This window comes from Kitasatospora sp. Root107, from assembly GCF_001424875.1.
Lineage (GTDB): Bacteria > Actinomycetota > Actinomycetes > Streptomycetales > Streptomycetaceae > Kitasatospora.
Map to the genome: position 1 here is coordinate 1 of NZ_LMCT01000073.1, position 24304 is coordinate 24304.

21 protein-coding genes and 1 rRNA gene are annotated in these 24304 nt (G+C 70.6%); 6 read left to right on the top strand and 16 right to left on the bottom strand.

Features of this window, described 5'->3' with window-relative positions; translation table 11 throughout:
* Positions 1 to 19: 19 nt before the first annotated feature.
* Positions 20 to 1543, bottom strand: a 16S ribosomal RNA gene (locus tag ASC99_RS35610).
* A 750-nt stretch (positions 1544 to 2293) separates the two neighbouring features.
* Entirely contained in the window at positions 2294 to 3559 is a 1266-nt protein-coding gene (gene tyrS, locus ASC99_RS35615; protein WP_057240383.1) for a tyrosine--tRNA ligase, read from the bottom strand.
* A 248-nt stretch (positions 3560 to 3807) separates the two neighbouring features.
* On the opposite strand from tyrS, the gene ASC99_RS35620 reads away from it, so the two are divergent.
* A complete protein-coding gene (locus tag ASC99_RS35620) occupies positions 3808 to 4323 on the top strand; it encodes an HNH endonuclease (protein ID WP_057240385.1) in 516 nt (171 codons plus the stop codon).
* A gap of 71 nt (positions 4324 to 4394) precedes the next feature.
* Here the strand turns inward: ASC99_RS35620 and ASC99_RS35625 are convergent, their stop codons facing one another.
* The 6 genes from ASC99_RS35625 to ASC99_RS35650 form a co-directional block, all read right to left on the bottom strand.
* Positions 4395 to 6098 (bottom strand): PQQ-binding-like beta-propeller repeat protein, encoded by a 1704-nt coding sequence (locus ASC99_RS35625; protein WP_057240067.1) that lies wholly within the window; start codon positions 6096 to 6098, stop codon positions 4395 to 4397.
* A 114-nt stretch (positions 6099 to 6212) separates the two neighbouring features.
* Positions 6213 to 6509, bottom strand: coding sequence for a 4a-hydroxytetrahydrobiopterin dehydratase (locus tag ASC99_RS35630; RefSeq protein WP_057240068.1), 297 nt, complete (start codon positions 6507 to 6509; stop codon positions 6213 to 6215).
* Between the two features lie 34 nt (positions 6510 to 6543).
* The gene (locus ASC99_RS35635) at positions 6544 to 7302 is read right to left on the bottom strand and encodes a sulfite exporter TauE/SafE family protein (protein WP_057240070.1); all 759 of its coding nucleotides are present in this window, start codon (positions 7300 to 7302) and stop codon (positions 6544 to 6546) included.
* Between the two features lie 163 nt (positions 7303 to 7465).
* On the bottom strand, positions 7466 to 8479 hold the full coding sequence (locus ASC99_RS35640; RefSeq protein WP_057240072.1) for an SPFH domain-containing protein: 1014 nt from the start codon (positions 8477 to 8479) through the stop codon (positions 7466 to 7468).
* 10 nt (positions 8480 to 8489) lie between these two features.
* A complete protein-coding gene (locus ASC99_RS35645; RefSeq protein ID WP_057240074.1) occupies positions 8490 to 8921 on the bottom strand; it encodes an NfeD family protein in 432 nt (143 codons plus the stop codon).
* Positions 8922 to 9036: 115 nt separating this feature from the next.
* Positions 9037 to 9828 carry an ABC transporter ATP-binding protein gene (locus tag ASC99_RS35650; protein ID WP_057240077.1) on the bottom strand — a complete coding sequence of 264 codons (792 nt, stop codon included), beginning with the start codon at positions 9826 to 9828 and terminating at the stop codon, positions 9037 to 9039.
* A 208-nt stretch (positions 9829 to 10036) separates the two neighbouring features.
* On the opposite strand from ASC99_RS35650, the gene ASC99_RS35655 reads away from it, so the two are divergent.
* Positions 10037 to 10837 carry a hypothetical protein gene (locus ASC99_RS35655; protein ID WP_057240079.1) on the top strand — a complete coding sequence of 267 codons (801 nt, stop codon included), beginning with the start codon at positions 10037 to 10039 and terminating at the stop codon, positions 10835 to 10837.
* Between the two features lie 186 nt (positions 10838 to 11023).
* On the opposite strand, the gene ASC99_RS35660 is transcribed toward ASC99_RS35655, so the two are convergent.
* The 3 genes from ASC99_RS35660 to ASC99_RS35670 form a co-directional block, all read right to left on the bottom strand.
* A complete protein-coding gene (locus ASC99_RS35660) occupies positions 11024 to 11671 on the bottom strand; it encodes a response regulator transcription factor (protein WP_057240081.1) in 648 nt (215 codons plus the stop codon).
* The gene (locus ASC99_RS35665) at positions 11664 to 12809 is read right to left on the bottom strand and encodes a GAF domain-containing sensor histidine kinase (protein WP_057240083.1); all 1146 of its coding nucleotides are present in this window, start codon (positions 12807 to 12809) and stop codon (positions 11664 to 11666) included. The genes ASC99_RS35660 and ASC99_RS35665 overlap by 8 nt, the downstream gene beginning before the upstream one ends.
* A gap of 62 nt (positions 12810 to 12871) precedes the next feature.
* Positions 12872 to 15340 carry an FHA domain-containing protein gene (locus ASC99_RS35670; protein ID WP_057240085.1) on the bottom strand — a complete coding sequence of 823 codons (2469 nt, stop codon included), beginning with the start codon at positions 15338 to 15340 and terminating at the stop codon, positions 12872 to 12874.
* Positions 15341 to 15502: 162 nt separating this feature from the next.
* On the opposite strand from ASC99_RS35670, the gene serB reads away from it, so the two are divergent.
* Positions 15503 to 16750: a phosphoserine phosphatase SerB gene (serB, locus tag ASC99_RS35675; protein WP_057240087.1), complete on the top strand. Its 1248-nt coding sequence runs from the start codon at positions 15503 to 15505 to the stop codon at positions 16748 to 16750.
* A gap of 51 nt (positions 16751 to 16801) precedes the next feature.
* Here the strand turns inward: serB and ASC99_RS35680 are convergent, their stop codons facing one another.
* The 3 genes from ASC99_RS35680 to ASC99_RS35685 all read right to left on the bottom strand — a co-directional run bounded on the left by ASC99_RS35680 (position 16802) and on the right by ASC99_RS35685 (position 18846).
* A complete protein-coding gene (locus tag ASC99_RS35680) occupies positions 16802 to 17332 on the bottom strand; it encodes a histidine phosphatase family protein (RefSeq protein ID WP_057240088.1) in 531 nt (176 codons plus the stop codon).
* A gap of 73 nt (positions 17333 to 17405) precedes the next feature.
* On the bottom strand, positions 17406 to 17528 hold the full coding sequence (locus tag ASC99_RS41850) for an SGM_5486 family transporter-associated protein (RefSeq protein WP_255359310.1): 123 nt from the start codon (positions 17526 to 17528) through the stop codon (positions 17406 to 17408).
* Between the two features lie 58 nt (positions 17529 to 17586).
* On the bottom strand, positions 17587 to 18846 hold the full coding sequence (locus ASC99_RS35685) for an MFS transporter (protein ID WP_200948519.1): 1260 nt from the start codon (positions 18844 to 18846) through the stop codon (positions 17587 to 17589).
* Positions 18847 to 18918: 72 nt separating this feature from the next.
* Here ASC99_RS35685 and ASC99_RS35690 point away from each other — a divergent pair, with 72 nt between their 5' ends.
* Positions 18919 to 19584: a FadR/GntR family transcriptional regulator gene (locus tag ASC99_RS35690; RefSeq protein ID WP_057240093.1), complete on the top strand. Its 666-nt coding sequence runs from the start codon at positions 18919 to 18921 to the stop codon at positions 19582 to 19584.
* Between the two features lie 55 nt (positions 19585 to 19639).
* On the opposite strand, the gene fabI is transcribed toward ASC99_RS35690, so the two are convergent.
* Together fabI and fabG are read right to left on the bottom strand one after the other, a co-directional pair.
* Positions 19640 to 20407 (bottom strand): enoyl-ACP reductase FabI, encoded by a 768-nt coding sequence (gene fabI, locus ASC99_RS35695; protein WP_057240095.1) that lies wholly within the window; start codon positions 20405 to 20407, stop codon positions 19640 to 19642.
* A 2-nt stretch (positions 20408 to 20409) separates the two neighbouring features.
* On the bottom strand, positions 20410 to 21129 hold the full coding sequence (gene fabG / locus ASC99_RS35700; protein WP_057240386.1) for a 3-oxoacyl-[acyl-carrier-protein] reductase: 720 nt from the start codon (positions 21127 to 21129) through the stop codon (positions 20410 to 20412).
* A gap of 298 nt (positions 21130 to 21427) precedes the next feature.
* Between fabG and ASC99_RS35705 the strand changes: the two genes are divergently transcribed.
* A complete protein-coding gene (locus ASC99_RS35705) occupies positions 21428 to 22561 on the top strand; it encodes an MBL fold metallo-hydrolase (RefSeq protein ID WP_057240097.1) in 1134 nt (377 codons plus the stop codon).
* A gap of 95 nt (positions 22562 to 22656) precedes the next feature.
* On the top strand, positions 22657 to 24192 hold the full coding sequence (locus ASC99_RS35710; RefSeq protein WP_057240099.1) for a serine/threonine-protein kinase: 1536 nt from the start codon (positions 22657 to 22659) through the stop codon (positions 24190 to 24192).
* The last annotated feature ends 112 nt before the right edge of the window (positions 24193 to 24304 follow it).

The following is a 24304-nucleotide window of genomic DNA, read 5'->3' on the forward strand; positions in this document are numbered from 1 at the left end:
CTGGCTATGTGCTCCTTAGAAAGGAGGTGATCCAGCCGCACCTTCCGGTACGGCTACCTTGTTACGACTTCGTCCCAATCGCTGGTCCCACCTTCGACGGCTCCTCCCCTTACGGGTTAGGCCACCGGCTTCGGGTGTTACCGACTTTCGTGACGTGACGGGCGGTGTGTACAAGGCCCGGGAACGTATTCACCGCAGCATGCTGATCTGCGATTACTAGCAACTCCAACTTCATGGGGTCGAGTTGCAGACCCCAATCCGAACTGAGGCCGGCTTTTTGGGATTCGCTCCGCCTCGCGGCATCGCAGCCCTTTGTACCGACCATTGTAGCACGTGTGCAGCCCAAGACATAAGGGGCATGATGATTTGACGTCGTCCCCACCTTCCTCCGAGTTGACCCCGGCAGTCTCCTGTGAGTCCCCATCACCCCGAAAGGCATGCTGGCAACACAGAACAAGGGTTGCGCTCGTTGCGGGACTTAACCCAACATCTCACGACACGAGCTGACGACAACCATGCACCACCTGTATACCGACCACAAGGGGGCGACTATCTCTAGCCGTTTCCGGTATATGTCAAGCCTTGGTAAGGTTCTTCGCGTTGCGTCGAATTAAGCCACATGCTCCGCTGCTTGTGCGGGCCCCCGTCAATTCCTTTGAGTTTTAGCCTTGCGGCCGTACTCCCCAGGCGGGGAACTTAATGCGTTAGCTGCGGCACCGACGACGTGGAATGTCGCCAACACCTAGTTCCCACCGTTTACGGCGTGGACTACCAGGGTATCTAATCCTGTTCGCTCCCCACGCTTTCGCTCCTCAGCGTCAGTAATGGCCCAGAGATCCGCCTTCGCCACCGGTGTTCCTCCTGATATCTGCGCATTTCACCGCTACACCAGGAATTCCGATCTCCCCTACCACACTCAAGCCTGCCCGTATCGAATGCAGACCCGGGGTTAAGCCCCGGGCTTTCACACTCGACGCGACAAGCCGCCTACGAGCTCTTTACGCCCAATAATTCCGGACAACGCTCGCACCCTACGTATTACCGCGGCTGCTGGCACGTAGTTAGCCGGTGCTTCTTCTGCAGGTACCGTCACTTGCGCTTCTTCCCTGCTGAAAGAGGTTTACAACCCGAAGGCCGTCATCCCTCACGCGGCGTCGCTGCATCAGGCTTTCGCCCATTGTGCAATATTCCCCACTGCTGCCTCCCGTAGGAGTCTGGGCCGTGTCTCAGTCCCAGTGTGGCCGGTCGCCCTCTCAGGCCGGCTACCCGTCGTCGCCTTGGTAGGCCATTACCCCACCAACAAGCTGATAGGCCGCGGGATCATCCTGCACCGCCGGAGCTTTCCACCAACCCCCATGCAGAGGAAGGTCATATCCGGTATTAGACCTCGTTTCCAAGGCTTGTCCCAGAGTGCAGGGCAGATTTCCCACGTGTTACTCACCCGTTCGCCACTAATCCACTCCGAAGAGCTTCATCGTTCGACTTGCATGTGTTAAGCACGCCGCCAGCGTTCGTCCTGAGCCAGGATCAAACTCTCCGTGAATGTCTNGTTCGCCACTAATCCACTCCGAAGAGCTTCATCGTTCGACTTGCATGTGTTAAGCACGCCGCCAGCGTTCGTCCTGAGCCAGGATCAAACTCTCCGTGAATGTCTGCAGGTAATCCTGCAACCACTYSSGWWGAGCGGCACGGCAACCACCGGAATAGGCGGCCCCGCGCACTGCGTCCTCGCTAGTGTTTTACTTCATAAAGGAATCTCCAACCCCAGATAATCTGAGGCCGGGGATGTCAACATATCTGGCGTTGACTTTTGGCACGCTGTTGAGTTCTCAAGGAACGGACACTTCCTTCGAGCCGCTTATCAGGCGGACCCTCCGTTGACTTTTGGCACGCTGTTGAGTTCTCAAGGAACGGACACTTCCTTCGAGCCGCTTATCAGGCGGACCCTCCGGGCGCTTCGTTCTTTCGTGTTYCRAGCTTATCAGAYGTTTTCCGCTCCGTTTTCCCGGAGTCTATTTCGTCTTTCGGCTTTTGCCTTTCGGCACTCCCGAACTCTACCAGAGCTATTCGGCCCGCTTTTCCCTCTCGAATATGCATCCGAATGGGCGCGTGACGAAGTGGCTCGTCAGGGTTTGGGGGTTCCGCTGTCCGGTGTGACCCGGTTTCAGCGACTCGGACTACGTTAGGGCACCGCGCAGGCTGCGTCAAACACAGTGGGGCCGGATCTGTCCAGATCCGGCCCCACATTGACTTCTCCGCAGCTCAACTGGCGTACGGTTTCAGCCAACTGACACTAGTTCGAGACCAGCTCGATCGCGGCCAGGTTGCGCTTTCCACGTCGCAGCACGAGCCAACGGCCGTGCAGCAGGTCCGAGTTGGCCGGTACGACCTCCTCGTCGGCGACCTTCGCGTTGTTCAGGTAGGCGCCGCCCTCCTTGATGGTGCGGCGGGCGCCGGAGCGACTGGGGGCGAGGCCGACCTCGACCAGCAGGTCAACCACGGGGAGCAGCTCGGTGACCGTTGCCTTCGGCACCTCGGCCAGGGCGGCGGCCAGGGTGGCCGGCTCCAGGTCGGCCAGGTCGCCCTGGCCGAAGAGGGCCTTCGACGCCGCGACCGCGCGGTCGTACTGGTCGGCGCCGTGCAGCAGGGTGGTGAGTTCCTCGGCCAGGGCCCGCTGGGCCAGCCGGGCCTGCGGGCGCTCGGCGGTCTCGCGCTCCAGCTCCTCGATCTCCGCCCGGGTGCGGAAGGAGAAGATGCGCAGGAAGTTCGAGACGTCCCGGTCGTCCGCGTTCAGCCAGAACTGGTAGAAGGCGTACGGGGTGGTCAGCTCCGGGTCCAGCCAGATCGTGCCGGACTCGGTCTTGCCGAACTTGGTGCCGTCGGCCTTGACGATGAGCGGGGTGGCAAGCAGGTGGACGGGCTTGCCCTCGGCCTTGCGGATCAGGTCGCTGCCCGCGGTGAGGTTGCCCCACTGGTCACTGCCGCCGGTCTGCAGGGTGCAGTTGTGGCGGCGGAACAGCTCCAGGTAGTCCATCCCCTGGAGGATCTGGTAGCTGAACTCGGTGTACGAGATACCGGCGTCGGAGTTCAGCCGCCGGGCGACCGCCTCCTTGGCGATCATGTTGTTGACCCGGAAGTACTTGCCCACGTCGCGCAGCAGGCTGATCGCCGACATCCCTGACGTCCAGTCCAGGTTGTTGACCATGCGGGCGGCGTACTCGCCCTCGAAGTCGAGGAACTTCGAGATCTGGCCACGCAGCCGGTCGACCCAGGCGGCCACCGTCTCGGGGTCGTTGAGCACACGTTCGGCGGTGGGCTTGGGGTCACCGATCAGGCCGGTGGCGCCGCCGACCAGGCCGAGCGGGAAGTTTCCGGCCTGCTGGATCCGGCGCATGGTGAGGATCTGGACCAGGTTGCCGAGGTGCAGGCTGGGCGCCGTCGGGTCGAAGCCGCAATAGAACGTGACCGGGCCGTCCGCGAACGCCTTGCGCAGTGCGTCCTCGTCGGTGGACAGGGCGATCAGCCCTCGCCACCGCAGCTCGTCGACGATGTCCGTCACGGTCACGCTTCTCCTTCGGTCGGGCGCCAGCTCCGCGCTCGGGCCCGTTCCGTCGGGCCCCGCATCTGGACGACTCCAGCGTGCTAGAGCCTACGCGGTCCCGGCCAGCGGGTTTTCGCGGTCCCCGCCCGGCGCACGGAAATTCCGTTGTTCGCAGCCCCGGCGCGGGTCACAGTGGAGTCCCGCCGAGCGGCGGACAGGTACTGGACGGGCGTGCCGTCGGCACGGTCCGCAGGGAGGTGGCCGAGGTGCGCAACACGCTGGTTCTGAACGCGAGCTATGAACCGCTGACGACGGTGTCTCTGAAGCGCGCCATCGTTCTGGTACTCCAGGACAAGGCCGTGGTCGAGCAGGCCCATCCGCTCGGTGTGGTGCGGGCGACCGGTATCTCGGTACCGGTGCCCCGGGTGATCAGACTCCAACGCTACGTCCGGGTGCCGTTCCGACAACGGGCCCCGTGGTCGCGGCGCGGTGTACTGGTCCGGGACCAGCACCTGTGCGCGTACTGCGGGCGACGGGCCACCACGGTGGACCACCTCCACCCGAAGTCGCGCGGTGGTGCCGACTCCTGGCTGAACACCGTCGCGGCCTGCGCGGAGGACAACCAGCGCAAGGCCGACCGGACGCCGGAGCAGGCCGGAATGCGACTGCTGCGGAAGCCGTTCGAACCTACGCCGGAGGCGACGCTGATGCTGGCCCTCGGGCTGCACCGCACTGAGATGAACGAGCTGGCGGCCTGGCTGCCGGCTGCGGCGGTGGCGTAACCGCTGCCCACGAGCTGGTGGGCCGACCCGGTCGGGGGACAGGTCGGCCCACCAGATTTTCCTACGTACCGTCAGCTCTTGGCCTGGAAGGCGCCCGCCACACCGAAGTTGGCCGAGTGCTCGGGCAGTACGACGACCTTGCCACCGCCGGTGAGCACCCGCCCGGAGGTCAGCAGTGAGCCGGTGCCCTGGGGGTAGCCGCCGCCCGCGGTCGCCCGGCCGTCGGTGACGGCGTAGCGGCTGAGGTGGGCGGGCTGGTCGAGGCGCTCGTCGCCGGACAGCAGCAGGGCGCCGTTCTCCACGCCGACCGGGACGGTCTTGCCCTTCTCGGCGACCGGGGTCTGCCAGCGCGGCTTACCGGTCGTCAGGTCGTAGGCGACGGCGGACGAGCGGCCGTCGGCTCCGGTCCGGGTGGTCAGCAGGGTCTGGTCCTGGAAGAAGACCGTCGGGATGGCGTCGAAGCTGCCCCGGGTGACGCCGAGCCGGCCGCCTTCGGCGGTGACCGGGATCTCGGCGGCCGGGTCGCCGGTGGCGCCCCAGGCGAAGATCCGGTCGTCGGCGGGCTGCTCCCCCGTGGTGAGCACCACGGCGGGCTCGGCGGAGAGCACGGTGACGGTCTTCGGCTGGTTGTTCAGCCCGCGCCACCAGTGCACCTTGCCGTCCTCGGCGTTCAGCGCGACCGCCTGGTCGGCGGGCGTGCTGTCGGCGCACGTGCTGTGCAGCAGTACGGTGTTGCCGCTCGCGCCGCCGCTCAGCGTGCAGAACTTGCCCTGGCCGCCGTACGTCCAGAGGTCCTTGCCGTCGGCGGCGGCCCAGGCGACGGCCTTGTCGTCGCCGACCGCGACCACCTTGTCGTTCAGCACCGCGACGTGGGCACCGTAGGTGTCCTTGGCGTCGGAGAGCGGCTTGGTCCAGTTGGCCTTGCCGGTCTTGCTGTCGACGGCGGAGACCAGGGTGCAGGCGCTCTTCGGGTCGGCCGAGACCCGGAACAGCGCGGCGCCCAGGCCCGCCGAACTGACGGTGGGTGAGAGTCCGCACGGGACGGCACCCTCGGCGGGCGGGGCGAGCGTCCAGGTGGGCTTGCCGTCGGCGAGCGCGTAGGCGTGCACGCCGGTGCTGTCGGCCCGGACCACGGCATCACCCAGCAGCCAGCTGCCGACCAGGGTGTCGTCGGCCCCGGCGGCCGGCGCGGTGGCGGGCTGGGCGGCCCACGCATTGGCGTGCGCGACGGTGAAGGTCTTCGGGATCTCGGCCGGACCGCCGGCCGCACCGCTGTCGGATTCGTCGGCGGTCACCATCACTCCGGCCGTGATCAGCACGGCCAACGCAGCGACGCCCGCGCCGGAGCGGATCAGCAGGGCGCGCTTGCCCGGCGCGTGCTCCCCGGAGATCACCGACGCGGCGAGGTCCTTCACCCGGTCGGCGGGTGACACCTTGCGGACCCGGTCGGCGGCGACGGCGGGCTCGGTCTCAGCGACCTCCTCGACCACGGGCACCGCCTCGACCGGCGCGGGCTCGAAGGACGGCGCGGGCTCGAAGGACGGGGGCTGCTCGTACACCTGGTAGGCGGGCGGCGCGTACAGCTGCTGCTCGTACCCGGCCTCGGCCTGCTGGTAGTACTGCTCGGGCTCGCGCTGCTGCGGCATCTCGGACTGCCACTGCTGCTGCTGTTCCTGATACCCGTAAGGCTGCTGTTCCTGGGTCGGGTACCAGCCCTGCTGGTAGTCGTAGCCGACCGGCTCCTGCCCGGCCGTGCCGGAGTGGTCCTGAGCCATACCGTTCCGTCCGTCCGACTGTTTTCTGCGGCAGCCAGCATCTCACGCCGGTCGGACCATCCCGTCCGGATCCGGAGCAATCGGGCATCTCACGGAGGATCAGGCCGGTCGGCCTCAGGCAGTGCGCAGCGCCTGGTCGATCCTGGCGGCCATGGTGAGGTCGAGACCGGTCAGGCCGCCCGCGCTGTGGGTGGAGAGGACGAACCGCAGGGTGCGCCAGCGGATGTCGATGTCGGGGTGGTGGTCGAGTTCCTCGGCCGCCTCCGCCACCACCCCCACCACCGCGATCGCGGTGGGGAAGCTCGCGGTCTCGGCGGTCCGGACGATGGCCTCGCCCTCCCGGGTCCAGTCCGGGAGGGCGGCCAGGCCGGCCGTGATCTGATCGTCGGTCAGTCGCGTGCGGTTGCTCATGGGCTCAGCGTACGAGCGGGCGCACGCAGGGCGCTCAGCCGAGCAGCATTCGGGTCACCGCGACCAGCCCGACCGTGACGATCACCCCGCGCAGCGCGGGTGGCGGGAGGCGGCGGCCGACCTTGGCGCCGAGTTGGCCGCCGAGGGTGGAGCCGACCGCGATCAGCAGCACGGCGAGCCAGTCGATCTCCGAGGTGAAGAGGAAGAACACCGCCGCCACCGCGTTGACGATCAGCGCGAGCACGTTCTTGGCACCGTTGATCCGCTGCATGGAGTCCTGCAGCAGCATGCCCATCAGGGCCACCAGCAGGACGCCCTGGGCGGCACCGAAGTAGCCGCCGTAGATGCCGGTCAGGAAGACCCCGCCGAGCAGCAGCGGGCCGACCTCGGAGGTCGAACCGTCCCGCTTCCGGGCGGCCATCGCCCTGGCCACCCGGGGCTGGATCACCACCAGCACCAGGGCGAGCAGGATCAGCACCGGCACGATGGTGTCGAAGGCCGCGCTGGGCAGCTTGACCAGCAGGTACGCGCCGAGCAGTCCGCCGAGCAGCGAGGCGGTGCCCAGCCGGATCAACCGGCCGCGCTGGCCGGTGAGTTCGCGGCGGTAGCCGATCGCGCCGCTGAGCGTGCCCGGCACCAGGCCGATGGTGTTGGAGACGTTGGCGGTCACCGGTGGCACGCCGAAGGCGAGCAGCACCGGAAAGGTGATCAGGGTGCCGGATCCGACCACGGTGTTGATGGTCCCGGCGCCGACCCCGGCGAGCAGGACGGCGAGCCCCTCCCAGAGCGTCATGAGTACCCCAGTTTCTGGCCCGGTCCGGTACACGGCACGGGGGCTCGCGTCAGGACGGGGCCGAGCAGTTGTCGCCGCTGATCATGCATCAACAGGGCGGCCCGGGGCCAGAGGGTACGCGAACGGGCCTGCCTCCCGCTGGGAAGGCAGGCCCGTCGAGGGTCTACTCGGGGTCGAGCTTGGGGTACTCGCGGTTGGGCTCCACCCGGGGGCGGGCGGTGCCCTTGTCGGTGTCGACCGGGCGCGGTCCGGCCGGGCGGTCGACCTGGATCGGGGAGCTCGCCGGGGCGCCGGGGGCACCGCCGCCGGCCATGTTGCCGAACGCGCCGCCGATGCCCTTGAGCGCGTCGCCGATCTCGCTCGGGATGATCCAGAGCTTGTTGGAGTCGCCCTTGGCCAGCTCGGGCAGGGTCTGCAGGTACTGGTAGGCGAGCAGCTTCTGGTCGGCGTCGCCCTCGTGGATCGCCTCGAAGACCGTCCGGATCGCGGCGGCCTCACCGTCGGCGCGGAGCACCGCGGCCTGCGCCTCACCCTCGGCGGTCAGGACTGCTGCCTGCTTGTCACCCTCGGCCCGCAGGATGGCGGCCTGCCGGGCGCCCTCGGCGGTGAGGATGGCGGCGCGCTTGTCGCGGTCGGCGCGCATCTGCTTCTCCATCGAGTCCTGGATGGAGGTCGGCGGCTCGATCGCCTTGAGCTCGACCCGGTTGACCCGGATGCCCCACTTGCCGGTGGCCTCGTCGAGGACGCCGCGCAGCCCCGCGTTGATCACCTCACGGGACGTCAGGGTGGACTCCAGGTCCATCGAGCCGATGATGTTGCGCAGGGTGGTGACGGTGAGCTGCTCGATCGCCTGGATGTAGCTGGCCACCTCGTAGGTGGCGGCCCTGGCGTCGGTGACCTGGTAGTAGATCACCGTGTCGATGTTGACCACCAGGTTGTCCTGGGTGATCACCGGCTGCGGCGGGAAGGGGACCACCTGCTCACGCAGGTCGATCCGGTTGCGGACCCGGTCGATGAACGGGACCACGATGTTCAGGCCGGCGTTCAGCGTCCGGGTGTAGCGGCCGAAACGTTCCACGATGGCCGCACTGGCCTGCGGGATCACCTGGATCGTCTTGATCAGTGCGATGAAGGCCACCACGACCAGGACGACCAGCACGATAAGGACGGGTTCCACGCGTTCTCCCCTAGACGACCAGGGCGGTGGCGCCCTGGATTTCGACGACGTCGACCTGTTGACCCGGCTCGTAGACACTGCCGGGGTTGAGAGCCCGGGCCGACCAGATCTCGCCGTTCAGCTTGATCCGCCCGCCCTGCCCGTCGACCTGCTCCTGCACGATGGCGGTGGCGCCGGTCAGCGCGTCGATCCCGGTCCGCAGGCCGGGCCCCTGCTTCAACTGCCGGTACGCGATCGGGCGGACGAAAACCAGCAGTGCGACCGACACCCCCACGAAGATCAGGAACTGCCCCACCACCCCCACGCCGAGTGCGGCGGCACCGGCGGCCGCGCCGGCCCCGACCGCGAACATGGCGAACTCCGGCATCGCCGTGAGTACCAGCGGTATACCAAGACCGACGGCGGCCAGGAGCCACCAAATCCAGCTGTCCACGAAGTCCATCCTAGGGAGGTGAGGTCTCTCCCGGCGGAAAGTTCCCGCAGGTGGACGGGCGGAAACCGGCCGTACGTACGACCGGCCCCAGTTCAGTCCTGTTCCGGGCTGTTCAGTAGCGGGTTCAGCCGAGCGGCAGGCCCTGTGCGGACCAGCGGTCGCCGTGCCGCTCGAGGGTCAGCGGGAGGCCGAAGCAGAGCGACAGGTTGCGCGCCGTCAGCTCGGTGTCGATCGGGCCCGCGGTGAGCACCTTGCCCTGACGGATCATCAGCACGTGGGTGAAGCCGGGCGCGATCTCCTCGACGTGGTGGGTCACCATCGCCATCGCCGGGGCGAACTCGTCCTGGGCCAGCGCGCCGAGCCGACGGACCAGGTCCTCCCGGCCGCCGAGGTCGAGACCGGCGGCGGGCTCGTCCAGCAGCAGCAGCTCGGGGTCGGTCATCAGGGCGCGGGCGATCATGGTGCGCTTGCGCTCGCCCTCGGACAGCGTGCCGAACTTGCGGGCCACGAAGTCCGCCATGCCGAGGCGGTCGAGCAGGGCCAGCGCGCGGGACTCGTCGGTGGTCTCGTACCGCTCGTTCCAGGTGGCGGTCATGCCGTACGCGGCGGTCAGCACCGTCTGCAGCACGGTCTGCTCGGCCGGCAGCTTGTCCAGCAGCGAGGCGCTGGCCAGGCCGATCCGCTGGCGGAGCTCGAAGACGTCGACCGCGCCGAGCTTCTCGCCCAGTACGGCGGCCGCACCGGTGCTCGGGAAGAGATAGGTGGAGGCGACCTGGAGCAGGGTCGTCTTACCGGCGCCGTTCGGGCCCAGGATCACCCAGCGCTCGCCCTCGGAGATCGACCAGGAGACCTGATCGACCAGCGCGCGCCCCTCCCGGACCACGGAAACGTCCACCAGCTCCAGCACGTCGCTCATGCCTACGCCTTCCCCAATGCAGAAAATTCGGCCGCCCGAGGGCCTTTGCGCGCGCGGGTCCTCGGGGTGCGGTCCACTCGTGTCGACAGTCGGCTGCGGGCGGGCAGCCTACCCCGGGGGCCGGGTAAGGCTCGGAGGGGGTGCGCCGCTCACAGCACAGGCCAAACCTACGCCACGCGGATGGCCGTACTTTCCGTAGGCTGGCCGGATGCCAGCTTCAACCACTGACAATCCGTACGAAGAGCCGCGCTCCGGGCGGCTGACCGCGTGGGGCAACGCGCTGCTCGGCGGCTTCACCTCTCCCGACCACGCCGCCGAGGCCCTGGTCGGCACCGACGAGAGCCACCGGTTCACCGGCCTGCCCGGCGACGCCGACGGCGAACTGCACAGCCCGGCCTGGGCCCTGGGTCGGCTCCGCGCACTCGGCGCCACCGGCCTCCGGCTGGCCCGGCCCGCCCCCGGCCACCCGCTCGGCCTGACCGGCCCCGCCCCCTTCAACGCAGCCGCACTGGCCGCCGGCGAAGCCGTGCTCGCGGTCGGCCTGCCGATCGGCTTCGTCCCCGAGGTGGAGGTGTACGGGCCCGAGGGCGACCAGGGCGTCCGGGTGCTCTGGCACTGCTCGACCGTCAACGAGGCCCCGCCCGCTGACGTCCCGTCACTGCACGAGGCGGAGCGCGAACTCGCGGAGGGCCTGCGGGAGACCACCCTGCTGCTCAGCAGACTGGACGTCGCCGGGGCCGGCCCCGAAGCCGTCCGCGCCCTCACCGAATGGCGCCGCCGCGGCCACACCGAGCTGCTCGCCCCCGGCTACCCCCCGCGCGCCGTCCGGGTCCTGGAGTCCGCCCGGCAGATCACCGCCCTGCTCTCGATCGCCCTCGGCGGCCACGGCGCAGCGGTCAGCGCCTCCGAGATGGCCGCCCGCCGCGAGATCCTCGCCCCCCTCGGCCGCACCGCCCGCCGGGCGACGGCGGCGGCCTACAACGCCCTGGTCGACGAGCCCCGCGGCTGAGCTACGGGCACCAGCCACCAGGGGCTCGGGGAACTGCGACGCCGACCCTTGCAAGGTGATCCGCACGTAAATGGCCAGGCACTTTCGCAGTGACCCGCACGCCAGATCTCCTCGCCCCGCGGCGGAGCCGCAAGTCAGCAGAGCCCCGAGCCCCTGGATAGTGCAACCGAGCGCCCTGCAAAGAAGCTAAGCCTGGTTGTTGCGGACCGCCCAGAGCGCGGCCTGGGTGCGGTCCGCGAGGTCGAGCTTCATCAGGACGTTGGACACATGGGTCTTGACGGTCTTTTCGGACAGGTGCAGCGCCCGCGCGATCTCCCGGTTGGAGCGCCCGTCCGCGATGTGCGAGAGCACCTCGCGCTCACGTTCCGTCAGCGTCCCGCCCCGGCCCTTCGGGGCGCGTGGGGTGTCGTCGGAGAGCAGGGCGGCGGCCAGCTCCGGCTGGAGCAGGACGTGGCCCGCGTGCACCGAGCGGATCGCCCCGGCCAGCGCCTCCGGGTCCACGTCCTTGTAGACGTACCCGGCGGCGCCGGCCCGGAGCGCGGGCACCATGGTCCGGTGCTCGGTGAAGCTGGTGACGATCAGCACCCGGGCCGCACTCCCCCGCTCCTTGAGCAGCTTGAGCGCCTCGATCCCGTCCACCCCGGGCATCTTCAGGTCCATCAGCACCACGTCGGGCCCGAGCGCCTCCGCCTTCTCGACACCCTCGGCACCGTCCGCGGCCTCGCCGACCACCTCGATGTCGTCCTGGACCTCCAGGAAGGTGCGCAGCCCTCGCCGCACCACCTGGTGGTCGTCCACCAGCAGGACGCGGATCGGTGACGTGGTGTCAGGCACCGGGTACCTCCAGCTCGATGGCGGTCCCCTGGCCGGGGGCCGATTCCAGGGACAGCGTCCCGCCGACTGCGGCCGCGCGGTCCCGCATGGAGACCAGCCCGAGGTGCCGGCCCTCCCGGCGGACGGTCTCCGGATCGAAGCCGCGTCCGTCGTCGTGCACCCGCAGCCGGGCGCCCCGCGCGGCCGTACCGGTCAGGGTGACCTCGACGAGCTTCGCGCCGGAGTGCCGCAGGGCGTTGTGCAGGGCCTCCTGAGCGATCCTCAGCACCGCGGCCTCCTGCCCGGGCGGCAGCGTCCGGACGCCGTCCGAGCTGAACCGGACCTCCGCCGTGTGGGCGCGGTCGAGCACCTGGGCCTGCGAGGCCAGGGTGGCCACCAGACCGTCCTCGTCGAGGGCGGCGGGCCGCAGCTCGATCACCACGGTGCGCAGTTCGTCGGCGGCCTCGGCGGCCAGCCGGGCCACCTCGGCGAGTTCGGCCCGGGCCCGGGCCGGGTCGCGGTCGACCAGGGTGGCGGCGGCCTTGGCGGTGAGGCGGAGCGAGAACAGCTTCTGGGCGACCGCGTCGTGCAGGTCATGGGCGATCCGGGCCCGCTCCCCGGCCAGCGTGAGCTCGCGGCTGCGCTCGTACAACCGGGCGTTGCCGAGCGCTATCGCGGCGTGCGCGGCGAGGATCCGCAGCAGCTCCTCGTCGTGGGCGGTGAAACCGCCCACCTTGTTCGCCAAGAAGACCGCCCCGAGGATCTCCGTCCCGTCCACGATCGGCATCCCGAGGAAGTCGCTCATGTCGGGGTGTGCGTCCGGCCAGCCCTCGAAGTCGGGGGCGCGACGGACGTCGTCCAGCCGGGTCGGGGTGAGCTGGTGCAGCATCGCGGCCAGGACGCCGTGCTGGCGGGGCAGCGGGCCGATCGCCTTCCACTGCTCGTCGGTGACGCCGTCCACCACGAACTGGGCGAAGCCGCCGTGGTCGTCCGGCACGCCGAGGGCGGCGTACTGGGCGCCGAGCAGGGCCCGGGCCTCGGCGGTGATCCGGCGCAGCACCTCACGGACCTCGAGGTGGCGGCTCATCGCCAGAACGGCGCTGCTGACGGCCTCGATCCCGCTCAGGGAGGGGTCGCAGGGGGACGGTTCGGCTGGCATGCCCCCACGCTACCTGCGGGCCCCTGACCGGGGCATGGGGCAGCAGGCTTAGGCCCTGAGGACTAGCCGCGCTGCATCACCTCGGGTTCGTGGCGGCGCTGCAGCCGGTTGACCAGCAGACCGAGCAGCCCCGCAAAGGCCAGCAGGACAAGCCAGTTGAGGATCAGTGTCCCGACCGAGTGGGTCCACAGCGGGTCGGTGCCCGGCGCCACCGGGGAGATCCCGGCCAGGTCGAGCGTGTTGCCTGCGGCGGCGACGCCCCAGCGGGCGGGCATCAGCCAGGCGAACTGTTCCAGCCCCGGCTCGTCGTAGACCTGGAAGACCGCGCCGGTGAAGACCAGCTGGACGATGGTGAACATCACCAGCAGCGGCATGGTCTTCTCCGCCGTCCGGACCAGGGCCGAGATCACCAGGCCGACCATCATCGCGACGAAGCCGAGCAGGGTCAGGCCGACGGCCATCTCGACCGCCGGGGCGCCGGTGATCAGCAGACCGCGCTCGGGGAGTTCGCGCAGGCCGAAGCCGACGGCGGAGATCAGCCCGCCCTGCAGCACGCTGACCGCACCGAGCACGGTCACCTTGGACATCAGGTACGCGGAGCGGGACAGGCCGGTGGCCCGTTCCCGTTCGTAGATCGGCCGTTCCTTGATCAGCTCGCGGACCGAGTTGGCCGCCCCGGCCAGGCAGGCGCCGACCGCGAGCACCAGCAGGATCATCCGGGCCCCGGCGTTCTGGGCCGGGCCTGCGCAGTCCACCAGCCCACAGCTGTCCGGGATCAGCGCGCTCACCCCGCCGAGCACCAGCGGCAGCAGCAGCGAGAGGGCCAGGAAGCCCCGGTCGGCGCCGATCACCGCGAGGTAGCGGCGGACCAGGGTCCACAGCTGGGAGCGCCAGCGCTGCGGCTTGGGCGGCTCGGTCCTCGGCCGGTCGACCGGCAGCACCGGCAGCGGGGTGGCGGCCGAGTCGGCGGAGTACTCCAGGTGGTGCGGGGAGCTGCGGTAGCGGCCGGCCCAGTCGTGGTCGGGGTGGTTCTCGAAGGCCTGGAAGACGTCGGCCCAGCTCTGGTAGCCGAAGAAGTACAGCGCCTCGTCCGGCGGCCCGAAGTAGGCCACCGAACCACCGGGGGCAAGCACCAGCAGCCGGTCGCAGAGCGCCAGTTCGGCCACCGAGTGGGTCACCACCAGGACGGTGCGGCCGTCGTCGGCGAGCTTGCGCAGGGTCTGCATCACCTCGCGGTCCATACCCGGGTCCAGACCCGAGGTGGGCTCGTCCAGGAAGATCAGCGAGGGCTTGGTGAGCAGTTCGAGGGCGACCGAGACCCGCTTCTGCTGGCCACCGGAGAGGGTACTGATCCGGCTGTCGGCGCGCTGCTCGAGCCGCAGCTCGTACAGCACCTCGTCGATCCGGCGTTCGCGCTCGACCGCCTCGGTGTCGCCGGGGAAGCGCAGCTCGGCGGCGTAGCGCAGCGCCGTACGGACCGTCAGCTCGTGGTGCAGGATCTCCGACTGCGGCACCAGGCCGATCCGGGACCGCAGCTCGGCGAACTGCCGGTAGAGGTCGCGCCCGTCGTACAGCACCTGGCCCTGGTCGGCCGGGCGGTAGCCGGTCAGCGCGCGCAGCAGGGTGGACTTGCCGGATCCGGACGGGCCGACCACGGCCACCAGCGACTTCTCCGGGACGGTGAAGCCGACGTCCCGGAGCAGGGTCCGGCGGCCGCCCCGGTGCGGGACCTCGACGCTCAGGTGCCGGGCCGAGAAGGTGACCGCGCCGTCGTCCACGTACTCCTGGAGCTGACCGCCGATCAGCGCGAAGGAGGACCGGCCGACGGTCAGCCGGTCCTGCTCGCCGACCAGGGCGCGCTGCACCGGCTGGCCGTTCAGGAAGATCCCGTTGTGGCTGCCCAGGTCGACGATCTCCCAACGGCCGTCCGGGAGTTGGCGCAGCTCGGCATGGTGCCGGGAGATCTGCAGGTCGGCCAGCACCACGTCGTTGTCCAGCGCCCGGCCTATCCGAATGGTCCGGGTGCTCGGCGCGAGGGCACGGATCACGGTGGGCGCGGAGCGGTCGCGCTGCGCCGGGAAGGCGGCGGGCGGAAACCCGGCGGGCGGGGCGGGCGGCACGGCCGGGGCGGCCGGCGGAAAGGCGGCGGCCGGGAACGGGCTGGGGGTGCTGCGCCCGGTGATCGCGGCGTGCCAGGGCACCGGCGGCAGCACCGGCGTGGTCGGCACCGGCGCGGCCACCGGGGCCCGGACGGTCAGCCGGGGGCCGCTGGCGACGCTGCCGAGCCGGATCTCGGTACCGGGGTGCAGAGGCACCTGCCGGGCCCGCACACCCTGGGCGAAGGTGCCGTTGGTGCTGTCGTGGTCGGTGAGCAGCCAGCCCCCGTCCCGATGGGCCAGGGTGGCATGCCGCCAGGAGACCCGGGCGTCCTCGGACCGGAGGTCCGCCGCCGGGTCGCGGCCGATCAGATAGGTACGGTCCGGGTCCAGGGCCAGCTGCTGCCCATCGATCTCCACTACGAGTTGCGGCACTCTCCGCCTGCCCCTGCTGGTACTGACAACTGACGGCCCGCCATCCTTCCAGGTACGGACGCGAAGCACTATCCGCGCGGGTCGGAGCGGGTCCAGCCAGTAGTCCAGAGGGCGGACGCCGTTGCGGTACTGGTCGAACGGCCCGGTAGCGTGGGTTGCACCATGAACGCTGCGCCCCTCCCCCCGCTGCCCCGGTCGTACGACGACGAGCGCACCTTGCTGGTCAAGGTCTTCGGCAAGGACCGCCCCGGTATCACCGCAGGGCTGTTCAGCACGCTCGGTGACTTCGGTGTGGACGTGATCGACATCGAGCAGATGGTCACTCGTGGCCGGATAACGCTGTGCGCCCTGGTGGCCACCCCGGCCGGCGGGCCCGGCGCCGAGGGTGCGCTGCGCTCCACCGTGCACCGCTGGGCGGAGGAGCTGAAGCTCCAGGCCGAGATCATCTCCGGCACCGGTGACAACCGGCCGCGCCGCGAGGGCCGCTCGCACGTCACGGTGCTCGGTCACCCGCTGACCGCCACCGCCGTCGCCGCCCTGACCGGCCGGATCACCGAGGCGGGCGGCAACATCGACCGCGTCTTCCGGCTGGCCAAGTACCCGGTGACCGCGGTCGAACTGGCCGTCTCCGGGGTGGCGACCGAGGAGCTGCGGGTGGTGCTGGCCCTGGAGGCCGCCGCCCAGCAGGTGGACATCGCGGTGGTCCGGGCCGGTCTGGAGCGCCGGGCCAAGCGGCTGGTGGTGATGGACGTCGACTCGACCCTGATCCAGGACGAGGTGATCGAGCTGTTCGCCGCCCACGCGGGCTGTGAGCAGGAGGTCGCCGAGGTGACCGCCGCCGCGATGCGCGGCGAGCTGGACTTCGCCGAGTCGCTGCACGCCCGGGTGGCCCTGCTGGCCGGTCTCGACGCCGCGGTGACCGAGAAGGTCCGCGCCGAGGTCCGGTTCACCCCGGGCGCCCGCACCCTGGTCCGTACGCTGCGCCGACTGGGCTTCCAGGTGGCCATCGTCTCCGGCGGGTTCACCCAGGTCACCGACCATCTGGTCGAGCAGCTCGGGCTGGACTTCGCGGCCGCCAACACCCTCGAGGTGGTGGACGGGAAGTTCACCGGCCGGGTCATCGGCGAGATCGTCGACCGGGCGGGCAAGGCCCGCTGGCTGGAGCGCTTCGCCGAGCAGGCCAAGGTGCCGCTGGAGCAGACCGTGGCGATCGGCGACGGCGCCAACGACCTCGACATGCTGAACGCGGCCGGGCTCGGCGTCGCCTTCAACGCCAAGCCGGTGGTCCGCGAGGCCGCCGACACCGCGGTCAACGTCCCGTTCCTGGACACCGTCCTCTACCTGCTCGGCATCACCCGCGAAGAGGTCGAGGCGGCCGACGAGCTGGACGGCACCCCGACCGACGAGTAGTCCGGACGGCGGCGGCAGCAGCCTGCCGGGCCACCGCCGCCGTCCGGTCGATCAGTCCTCGTGCGGGGTGTGCAGGGTGTCCAGCCGGGCGACGCCGGGCTCGACGGACTTCCAGGAGCCGGTGAAGCCCAGGACCGCGATCGCGGCGGTCGGGAAGCCGCCGTTCTGAAGGCGGGTCAGCGCCTCCGGGTCGCCCTGGTCGCCGGCCAGGATCTGGGTCAGGCCGAGGACGCCCGGGTTGTGGCCCACCAGCACGACGTCCCGGTACTCGTCGGGGGTCTCCTGGAGCACCGCGATGATCTCGCCCGGGCTGGCATCGTAGACGCGGTCCTCGTAGACCGTCTTGCGCGCGCGCTTGGGCAGTTCGTGCACCGCGAGCTTCCAAGTCTCCCTGGTCCGCAGCGCGGTGGAGCAGAGCACGTAGTCGGGGTTGATGCCCGAGTCGGTCAGCCAGCGGCCGGCGTCCGGAGCCTGCAGGCGGCCGCGGTCGGCCAGCGGCCGCTCGTGGTCGTCCACCTGGTTCGGCCAGTCGGCCTTGGCGTGGCGGAGAACGATGATCCTGCGAAGGGTGTCGGCGCTCATACCCCGAGCTTTCCAGAAAACCGCCCATCGGGCGCGGCGCTCAGCGGCGCTGCCACTCCCAGGGGTGGTCGGGTCAGCCGAAGCCGTTCGCGACGGTGGCGATCACGGAGACCAGCACCACGATGGCGGCGATCACGCCGAGCAGCTGGAGCAGCTTCTTCTGGCCGTCCGGGGGGTTCGGTTCGAGTACGGGCATGGTCAGCAGTCTCGCATCCGTTTACCTGCGGGCCCGCCGCCGGGTCAGGCCTAGAGGGTCAGGCTTCGTCCTCGATGTGCCTGGCCTGCCCGGCGCGCAGGCCGACGGCCATCTGCGGGATCAGCAGCAGTGCCAGGAAGCCGAGCGGCAGGTACCACTGCCCGGTGGCCTGGTAGATGGTGCCGACCAGGATCGGGCCGGGGATGGAGATCAGGTAGCCGAGGCTCTGCGCGAAGGCGGAGAGCTGGGCCACCCCGCCGGGCGTCCGGGCGCGCAGGCCGATCATGGTGAGGGCGAGCGGGAAGGCGCACATCGACAGGCCGACCAGGCAGGCCCAGAGCCAGGAGGCGGTGCCCGCCGCGAAGGCCAGGCCGGTGTAGCCGAGGATGCCGCACAGGGCCAGCACGACCACGAAGAGGCCCTGCTCACCACGCCGGACGGCCAGGTTCGGCAGGATGAACGAGGCCGGCACGCTGATCACCATCACCAGCGCGAGCAGCACCCCCGAGCTGCCGGCCGAGACCCCGGCGTCCTGGTAGATGGTGGGCAGCCAGCCCATGGTGGCGTACGCGCTGGTGGCCTGCAGGCCGAGGAAGAGGGCCAGCGCCCAGGCCGTCCGGCTGCGCAGGATCGGCAGCTTGGCGGCCGGGGCCGCGCTCGCCGAGGCGCCGGAGCGGTCCCGCCGCAGGAACAGCGTGACCAGCCAGATCAGCAGGCCGCCCACCGCGAGCAGGCCCCAACTGCCCAGGCCCTCGCGCCAGTTCCCGCCGAGCGCCTTGGTCAGCGGGACGGTGGCGGCGGCCGCGGCGGCAGTGCCGACCGAGAGCGCCATCGAGTACAGGCCGATCATCGGGCCGACCCGGTCCGGGAAGTACCGCTTGATCACCACCGGGATCAGCACGTTGGAAACCGCGACGCCGGCCAGCGCGACGGCGGTCAGCAGCAGGAAGACCCCCGTGCCCCCGGCGAACGAGCGGGCCAGCACGCCGAGCGCGATCGCCCCCATCCCGGCGGTGACCACCACCGTCGGCCCGAACCGGCGGGACAGCGCCGGGGCGGCCAGGCCGAACAGCGCGAAGCAGAGCGAGGGCACCGCGGTGAGCAGCCCGGCCACCGTGCCGCTCATGTGCAGGTCCACCCGAACCTGGTCGAGCAGCGGGCCGAGGCTGGTGACCACCGGACGCAGGTTGAGCGCGGCCACCGCGATGGCCAGCGCGAGCAGCCATCCGAGGTGCCTGCGGGCGGGGTGGACGGCGGGCAACGCGGCCTGGACGGGCAGGTCGGTGGTGGTCTCTGCTGCGGTGGGCATGCGCCCCATCATAGAATGATGGGATGAATTTACGCACCCCGCTATCCTGAACCTGTCCTTCCCAGCTGAACAGGGAGTCCGATGGCACTGTCGACCACTCGCCGTACCCCGCTCTCCGACCAGGTGATCGCCCAGATCCGGGCTCAGATCACCTCCGGCGAGTGGCCGGTCGGCTCCCGGATTCCCACCGAGGCGGCCCTGGTCGAGCAGCTCGGGGTGGCCCGCAACACCGTCCGGGAGGCCGTCCGGGCGCTGGCCCACAACGGGCTGCTGGACATCCGGCAGGGCTCGGGCACCTACGTGCTGGCCACCAGCGAACTGGCCGGGGTGATGCACCGTCGGTTCGCCGACGCCGACCAGGACCAGGTCGCCGAGCTGCGCTCGATGTTGGAGACCTCGTCGGCCGGGCTGGCGGCCGCCCGCCGCACCCCGCGCGACCTGGAGTTGCTGGAGACCGCGCTGGCCCGCCGGGAGGCCGCCTGGCACTCCGGTGTGGCCGAGGACTTCGTGCAGGCCGACGCCGCCTTCCACCAGGCCGTGGTGGCGGCCGCGCACAACGACGTGATCGCGGCGGTGTACGCGGACCTCGGCGAGGTGCTGCGGGCCCACCTGCGGCACGACGTCGGCCCCGAGCTGATCGCCGACCGGTACGTCGGGCACGGCGGCATCCTGGACGCCGTACGGGCCAGGGACGCCGCCCGGGCCTCGGTCGAGGCGGGCCGGGCGATCGGCATGTGCGGCGACTGAACGAGAGAGAGGGGGTACGGGGCCGAAGCCCCGTACCCCCTCTGCCGACGAAGCGTCAGGCACCGATCGCGTGCAGCCCGCCGTCGACGTGGATGATCTCGCCGGTGGTCTTCGGGAACCAGTCCGACAGCAGCGCGACCACGCCGCGACCGGTCGGCTCCGGGTCCGTGAGGTCCCACTTCAGCGGCGAACGGTCCTCCCAGGTGGCGGCCAGGTCGGGGAAGCCCGGGATGGACTTGGCGGCCATCGAACCGATCGGGCCGGCCGAGATCAGGTTGCAGCGGATGTTCCGCTCACCGAGGTAGCGCGCCAGGTACCGGTTGGTCGACTCCAGGGCGGCCTTGGCCGGGCCCATCCAGTCGTACTGCGGCCAGGCGTACTGCGCGTCGAAGGTCAGGCCGACCACCGAGCCGCCGTCCTGCATCAGCGGGAGCAGCGCCGTGGTGAGCGACTTCAGCGAGAAGGCCGAGACCTGCATCGCGGTCGCCACCGACTCCCACGGGGTGTTCAGGAAGTTGCCGCCGAGCGCGTCCTGCGGGGCGAAGCCGATCGAGTGGACGATGCCGTCCAGGGTCGGCAGGTGCTCGCGGACCTGGTCGGCGATGCCGGCCAGCTGCTCCTCGCTGGAGACGTCCAGCTCCAGGGTCTGCACCGGCTTCGGCAGCTTCTTGGCGATCCGAGCGGTCAGGCTCGGCCGCGGGAAGGCGGTGAGGATGATCTCCGCGCCCTGCTCCTGGGCCAGCTTCGCGGTGTGGAAGGCGATGGAGGACTCCATCAGCACACCCGTGATCAGGATGCGCTTGCCCTCGAGAATTCCACTCATGTTCAGTGACCCATGCCCAATCCGCCGTCGACGGGAATGACGGCTCCGGTGATGTATGCGGCCTCGTCGGAGGAGAGGAAGCGCACCGCGGACGCGACCTCGGCGGGCGCGGCGTAACGGCCGAGCGGCACGCCCGAGACGATCTCCTTGCGGCGCTCCTCGCTGAGCACCGCGGTCATGTCGGTGTCCACGAAGCCGGGGGAGACCACGTTGACGGTGATGTTGCGGGGTCCGAGCTCCCGGGCCAGCGAGCGGGCGAAGCCGATCAGGCCGGACTTGGAGGCGGCGTAGTTGGCCTGGCCGGGCGAGCCGAGCAGGCCGACCACCGAGGAGATCAGCACGACGCGGCCCTTCCGGGCCCGCATCATCTTGGCCGAGGCCCGCTTGACCACCCGGAAGGTGCCGGTGAGGTTGGTGTCCAGGACGGAGGTGAAGTCCTCCTCCGTCATGCGGAGCAGCAGGGTGTCCTTGGTGATCCCCGCGTTCGCGACCAGGACCTCGACCGGGCCGTTGGCGGCCTCGATCTCGGTGAAGGCGGCGTCCACCTGCGCGGCGTCGTTGATGTCGCAGCGGACGGCGATGGCCTGGTGCTTGGCCAGCTCCTCGGGCAGCTCGCCGGAGCGGCTGGTGATGGCGACCTTGTCGCCCGCCTCGGCGAAGGCCAGGGCGATCGCGAGGCCGATGCCCCGGTTACCTCCGGTGACGAGAACCGAGCGGCTCACGGACACACCTCTCTCCGTAGTAGACCTGCGGCCGCAGACCGGCACGTAGGGTGCGGGTCGGGCCGCTTGGGTACGCGGTGCGCGCGTACGCACTGTGACGCTATCGGTCGTTTCCGGCCAGCGACGAATCCGGCTCCCACAGGTACGTCCGGCCCGAACTGTCGCATCCCGACAATGCGTGCACCCACCGAAGTCCGGACGAACCGCCCACGCCGGACGGGAACACCCGCCGCGCCGAAGCCGTTGGCCACGTGGGCCAGGTACCGGCCTCCACGGACCGAGAGCGAAGAAGAGACGGATGAGCGAGCGACGACCCGGCAGCCGCAAGACCCTGCTGGCACTGGCCGCCCTGACCGCAGCGGCCGGCGCCGCCGCATGGGCGTTCCGTGAAGTACCCGCCTCTTTCGGCCGTCGGCCGGACGCGGCCGACCCCCGGGTGCGCAACTCCCCGCAGTTCCGGGACGGAGTCTTCCACAACGCCCCGTCCGAGCTGGCCAGGCCCACCCCGGAGACGCCGGTCAACCGCGACACCCTCCGCCGGATGCTGTTCGAGCGGCACGGCAAGCCGAGCGGTCCGGTGCCGCTGGCCCAGTTCGAGGGCGGTGCGCACCGCCCGGCCGCCGAGGGGGTGGAGATCACCTGGTTCGGCCACGCCTCCGCGCTGGTCGAGGTGGAGGGCAGCCGGGTGCTGCTCGACCCGATCTGGAGCGACCGCTGCTCACCGTCCGGGCACATCGGCCCGAAGCGGCTGCACCCGGTGCCGGTCGAGCTGGAGGAGCTGCCGCCGGTGGACGCGGTGCTGATCTCGCACGACCACTACGACCACCTGGACATGGCCACCGTCCAGCGGCTGACGGCGGCTCAGTCCGCCCCGTTCGCGGTGCCGCTGGGCATCGGCGGCCACCTGCGCCGCTGGGGCGTGCCGGAGCACCGGATCATCGAGCTGGACTGGGACGAGACCTGCACGCTCGGCGACCTGACGCTGACGCTGACCTCGGCGCACCACTTCTCCGGCCGGGGCACCACCCGCAACACCACGCTCTGGGGCTCCTGGGTGATCGCCGGGCCGAGCCGCAAGGTCTACTACACCGGCGACTCGGGCTACTTCGAGGGCTACCGGAAGATCGGCGAGCAGCACGGCCCGTTCGACGCCGCGCTGGTCCAGATCGGCGCGTACGACCAGGCCTGGGCCGACATCCACATGACTCCGGAGGACGCCGTCCGGGCGCATCTGGAGCTGCGGGCCGAGCTGCTGGTGCCGGTGCACTGGTGCACCTTCGACCTGGGCCTGCACCCGTGGGCCGAGCCGATCGAGCGGCTGCTCGCGGAGGCCAAGCAGCAGGCGGTGCCGATCGCGGTGCCCCGGCCGGGTCAGCGGGTGGACGTGGACAACCCGCCGGAGCTGGACGGCTGGTGGGAGTCGGTGGCCTGAGGCCGGTCGGCCTGAACGGCGCCACCGGTAACGGAACTGTGTAGACCCGCCCCCGGCGGAGCGGCCCGGGGACGGGTCGGGCCAAGATGTCCGCCATGAACGAGTACGGGGGACCGTCGGGCGGCAGCGGGCCGGGCACCTTGGTGGCCGGCCGCTACCGCCTGCACGAGCGGCTGGGCCGGGGCGGCATGGGCACCGTCTGGCGGGCGACCGACGAGCGGATGCGCCGTCAGGTCGCGGTCAAGGAGCCCACCCTGCCGGAGGGCGTCGACGACCTGCACCGCGCCGAGCTCTGCCGGCGGATGGAGCGGGAGGCCCAGGCCGCCGCCGGGCTGCGGCATCCGGGCATCGTCCGGGTGCACGACATCGAGACGGTCGACGGCCTGCCGTGGCTGGTGATGGAGCTGATCGACGGCGAGAGCCTGGAGAGCCGGCTGGACTCCGGCACCATGAGCGTGGCCGAGGCCGCGTCGATGGGCCGTCAGATCGCCGCCGCCCTGGCCGTGGTGCACGCCGCCGGGGTGGTGCACCGGGACGTCAAACCGGCCAACATCATGCGCACTCCGGCCGGCGAGTTCGTGCTCACCGACTTCGGCATCGCACAGGTCGAGGACGCCGTCGCCCTCACCCGGACCGGCCTGGTGGTCGGCTCGGTCCCCTACCTCTCCCCCGAACGCGCCGCCGGCCTGCGGCCCGGCCCGCCCGCCGACCTGTGGGCGCTCGGCCTGGTGCTGTACGAGGCCGTGGAGGGCGTGCACCCGTACCGCCGGCAGTCCAGCCAGGGCACCCTGGTGGCGATCGTCCAGGACCCGCTGCCCGAGCCCCGGCGGGCCGGTGCGCTGACCACCGCGCTGACCGCCCTGCTGGCCCGCGACCCGGACCGGCGGCCGACCGCCGCCGCGGCGGAGCGGCTGCTCACCCTCCCGTCGGCGGTGCCGACCCCGACCACGGTCGTCGGGCCCGCCCCGACCGTGCGGCTCAGGGTGGCCGCGGTGAAGAACCGGAAGAAGCTGCTGCCGGTCGGCGCCGCCCTGGCCGTCCTGGCGGCGGCGGGCGCTACCGCCTGGCTGCTGCTGGACGGGCCGCCCGCGCCGGTCAGCGTGCCGGGCGGCTACCGCGCGCACAGCTACGAACCGCTCGGCCTGGGCATCGCGGTCCCGGAGGGCTTCAGCGCGAGCTACGGGGCCAAGGAGGCGAACTGGTCCAGCCCCGACAGCCGGACCCAGATCCAGGTCAAGGACGAGGGCAAGGCGAGCAGGACCGCCGAGGAGTACGCGCGGGACCGCCTGGAGGTGCTGAAGCAGGGTCAGGGCACGCTCTGCGGCGACAAGGTGAAGGTGCCTGACTACTTCCACGTCGAGGTGGTCCACCAGCCGCAGTCGGTGCTGCACGGCGACCTCGACGCCTCCGAGATCCAGTACCGCTACAACACCCGGGCCGAGGACGAATATCCGTGCCTGAAGCACGACCCGCTCAACGAGGCGACCGAGCAGTACCTGGTGAGGGACGGCCGGGTGCTGCACCTGACGGTCCGGTTCGTGCTGAACAACAAGAAGGAGAACGGCCAGGGCCCGGCTGCCGCCAACCGGACGGTGCTGGAGAACGTGAACCACTCGATCGCCTTCGGGTAAGACCCTCCGGCAATTGGGGGGCGGCGGCGCGACGCCGGGGCACGCACCTCGCCGGCTTCTCGTCAGTCGCCGCAGCTCCGCTGCTACTCCCTCCTCGGCACCGCCGAGCCAC

Excerpts from the sequence above, each read along its gene's own strand:
- ASC99_RS35645 (WP_057240074.1), bottom strand. The coding sequence starts at position 8,921 with ATGGACTTCGTGGACAGCTGGATTTGGTGGCTCCTGGCCGCCGTCGGT.
- serB (WP_057240087.1), top strand. The coding sequence starts at position 15,503 with ATGAACGCTGCGCCCCTCCCCCCGCTGCCCCGGTCGTACGACGACGAG.
- ASC99_RS41850 (WP_255359310.1), bottom strand. The coding sequence starts at position 17,528 with ATGCCCGTACTCGAACCGAACCCCCCGGACGGCCAGAAGAAGCTGCTC.
- ASC99_RS35680 (WP_057240088.1), bottom strand. The coding sequence starts at position 17,332 with ATGAGCGCCGACACCCTTCGCAGGATCATCGTTCTCCGCCACGCCAAG.
- ASC99_RS35625 (WP_057240067.1), bottom strand. The coding sequence starts at position 6,098 with ATGGCTCAGGACCACTCCGGCACGGCCGGGCAGGAGCCGGTCGGCTAC.
- ASC99_RS35630 (WP_057240068.1), bottom strand. The coding sequence starts at position 6,509 with ATGAGCAACCGCACGCGACTGACCGACGATCAGATCACGGCCGGCCTG.
- ASC99_RS35655 (WP_057240079.1), top strand. The coding sequence starts at position 10,037 with ATGCCAGCTTCAACCACTGACAATCCGTACGAAGAGCCGCGCTCCGGG.
- ASC99_RS35710 (WP_057240099.1), top strand. The coding sequence starts at position 22,657 with ATGAACGAGTACGGGGGACCGTCGGGCGGCAGCGGGCCGGGCACCTTG.
- ASC99_RS35665 (WP_057240083.1), bottom strand. The coding sequence starts at position 12,809 with ATGCCAGCCGAACCGTCCCCCTGCGACCCCTCCCTGAGCGGGATCGAG.
- ASC99_RS35690 (WP_057240093.1), top strand. The coding sequence starts at position 18,919 with ATGGCACTGTCGACCACTCGCCGTACCCCGCTCTCCGACCAGGTGATC.
- ASC99_RS35635 (WP_057240070.1), bottom strand. The coding sequence starts at position 7,302 with ATGACGCTCTGGGAGGGGCTCGCCGTCCTGCTCGCCGGGGTCGGCGCC.
- ASC99_RS35650 (WP_057240077.1), bottom strand. The coding sequence starts at position 9,828 with ATGAGCGACGTGCTGGAGCTGGTGGACGTTTCCGTGGTCCGGGAGGGG.
- ASC99_RS35685 (WP_200948519.1), bottom strand. The coding sequence starts at position 18,846 with ATGGGGCGCATGCCCACCGCAGCAGAGACCACCACCGACCTGCCCGTC.
- ASC99_RS35705 (WP_057240097.1), top strand. The coding sequence starts at position 21,428 with ATGAGCGAGCGACGACCCGGCAGCCGCAAGACCCTGCTGGCACTGGCC.
- fabI (WP_057240095.1), bottom strand. The coding sequence starts at position 20,407 with ATGAGTGGAATTCTCGAGGGCAAGCGCATCCTGATCACGGGTGTGCTG.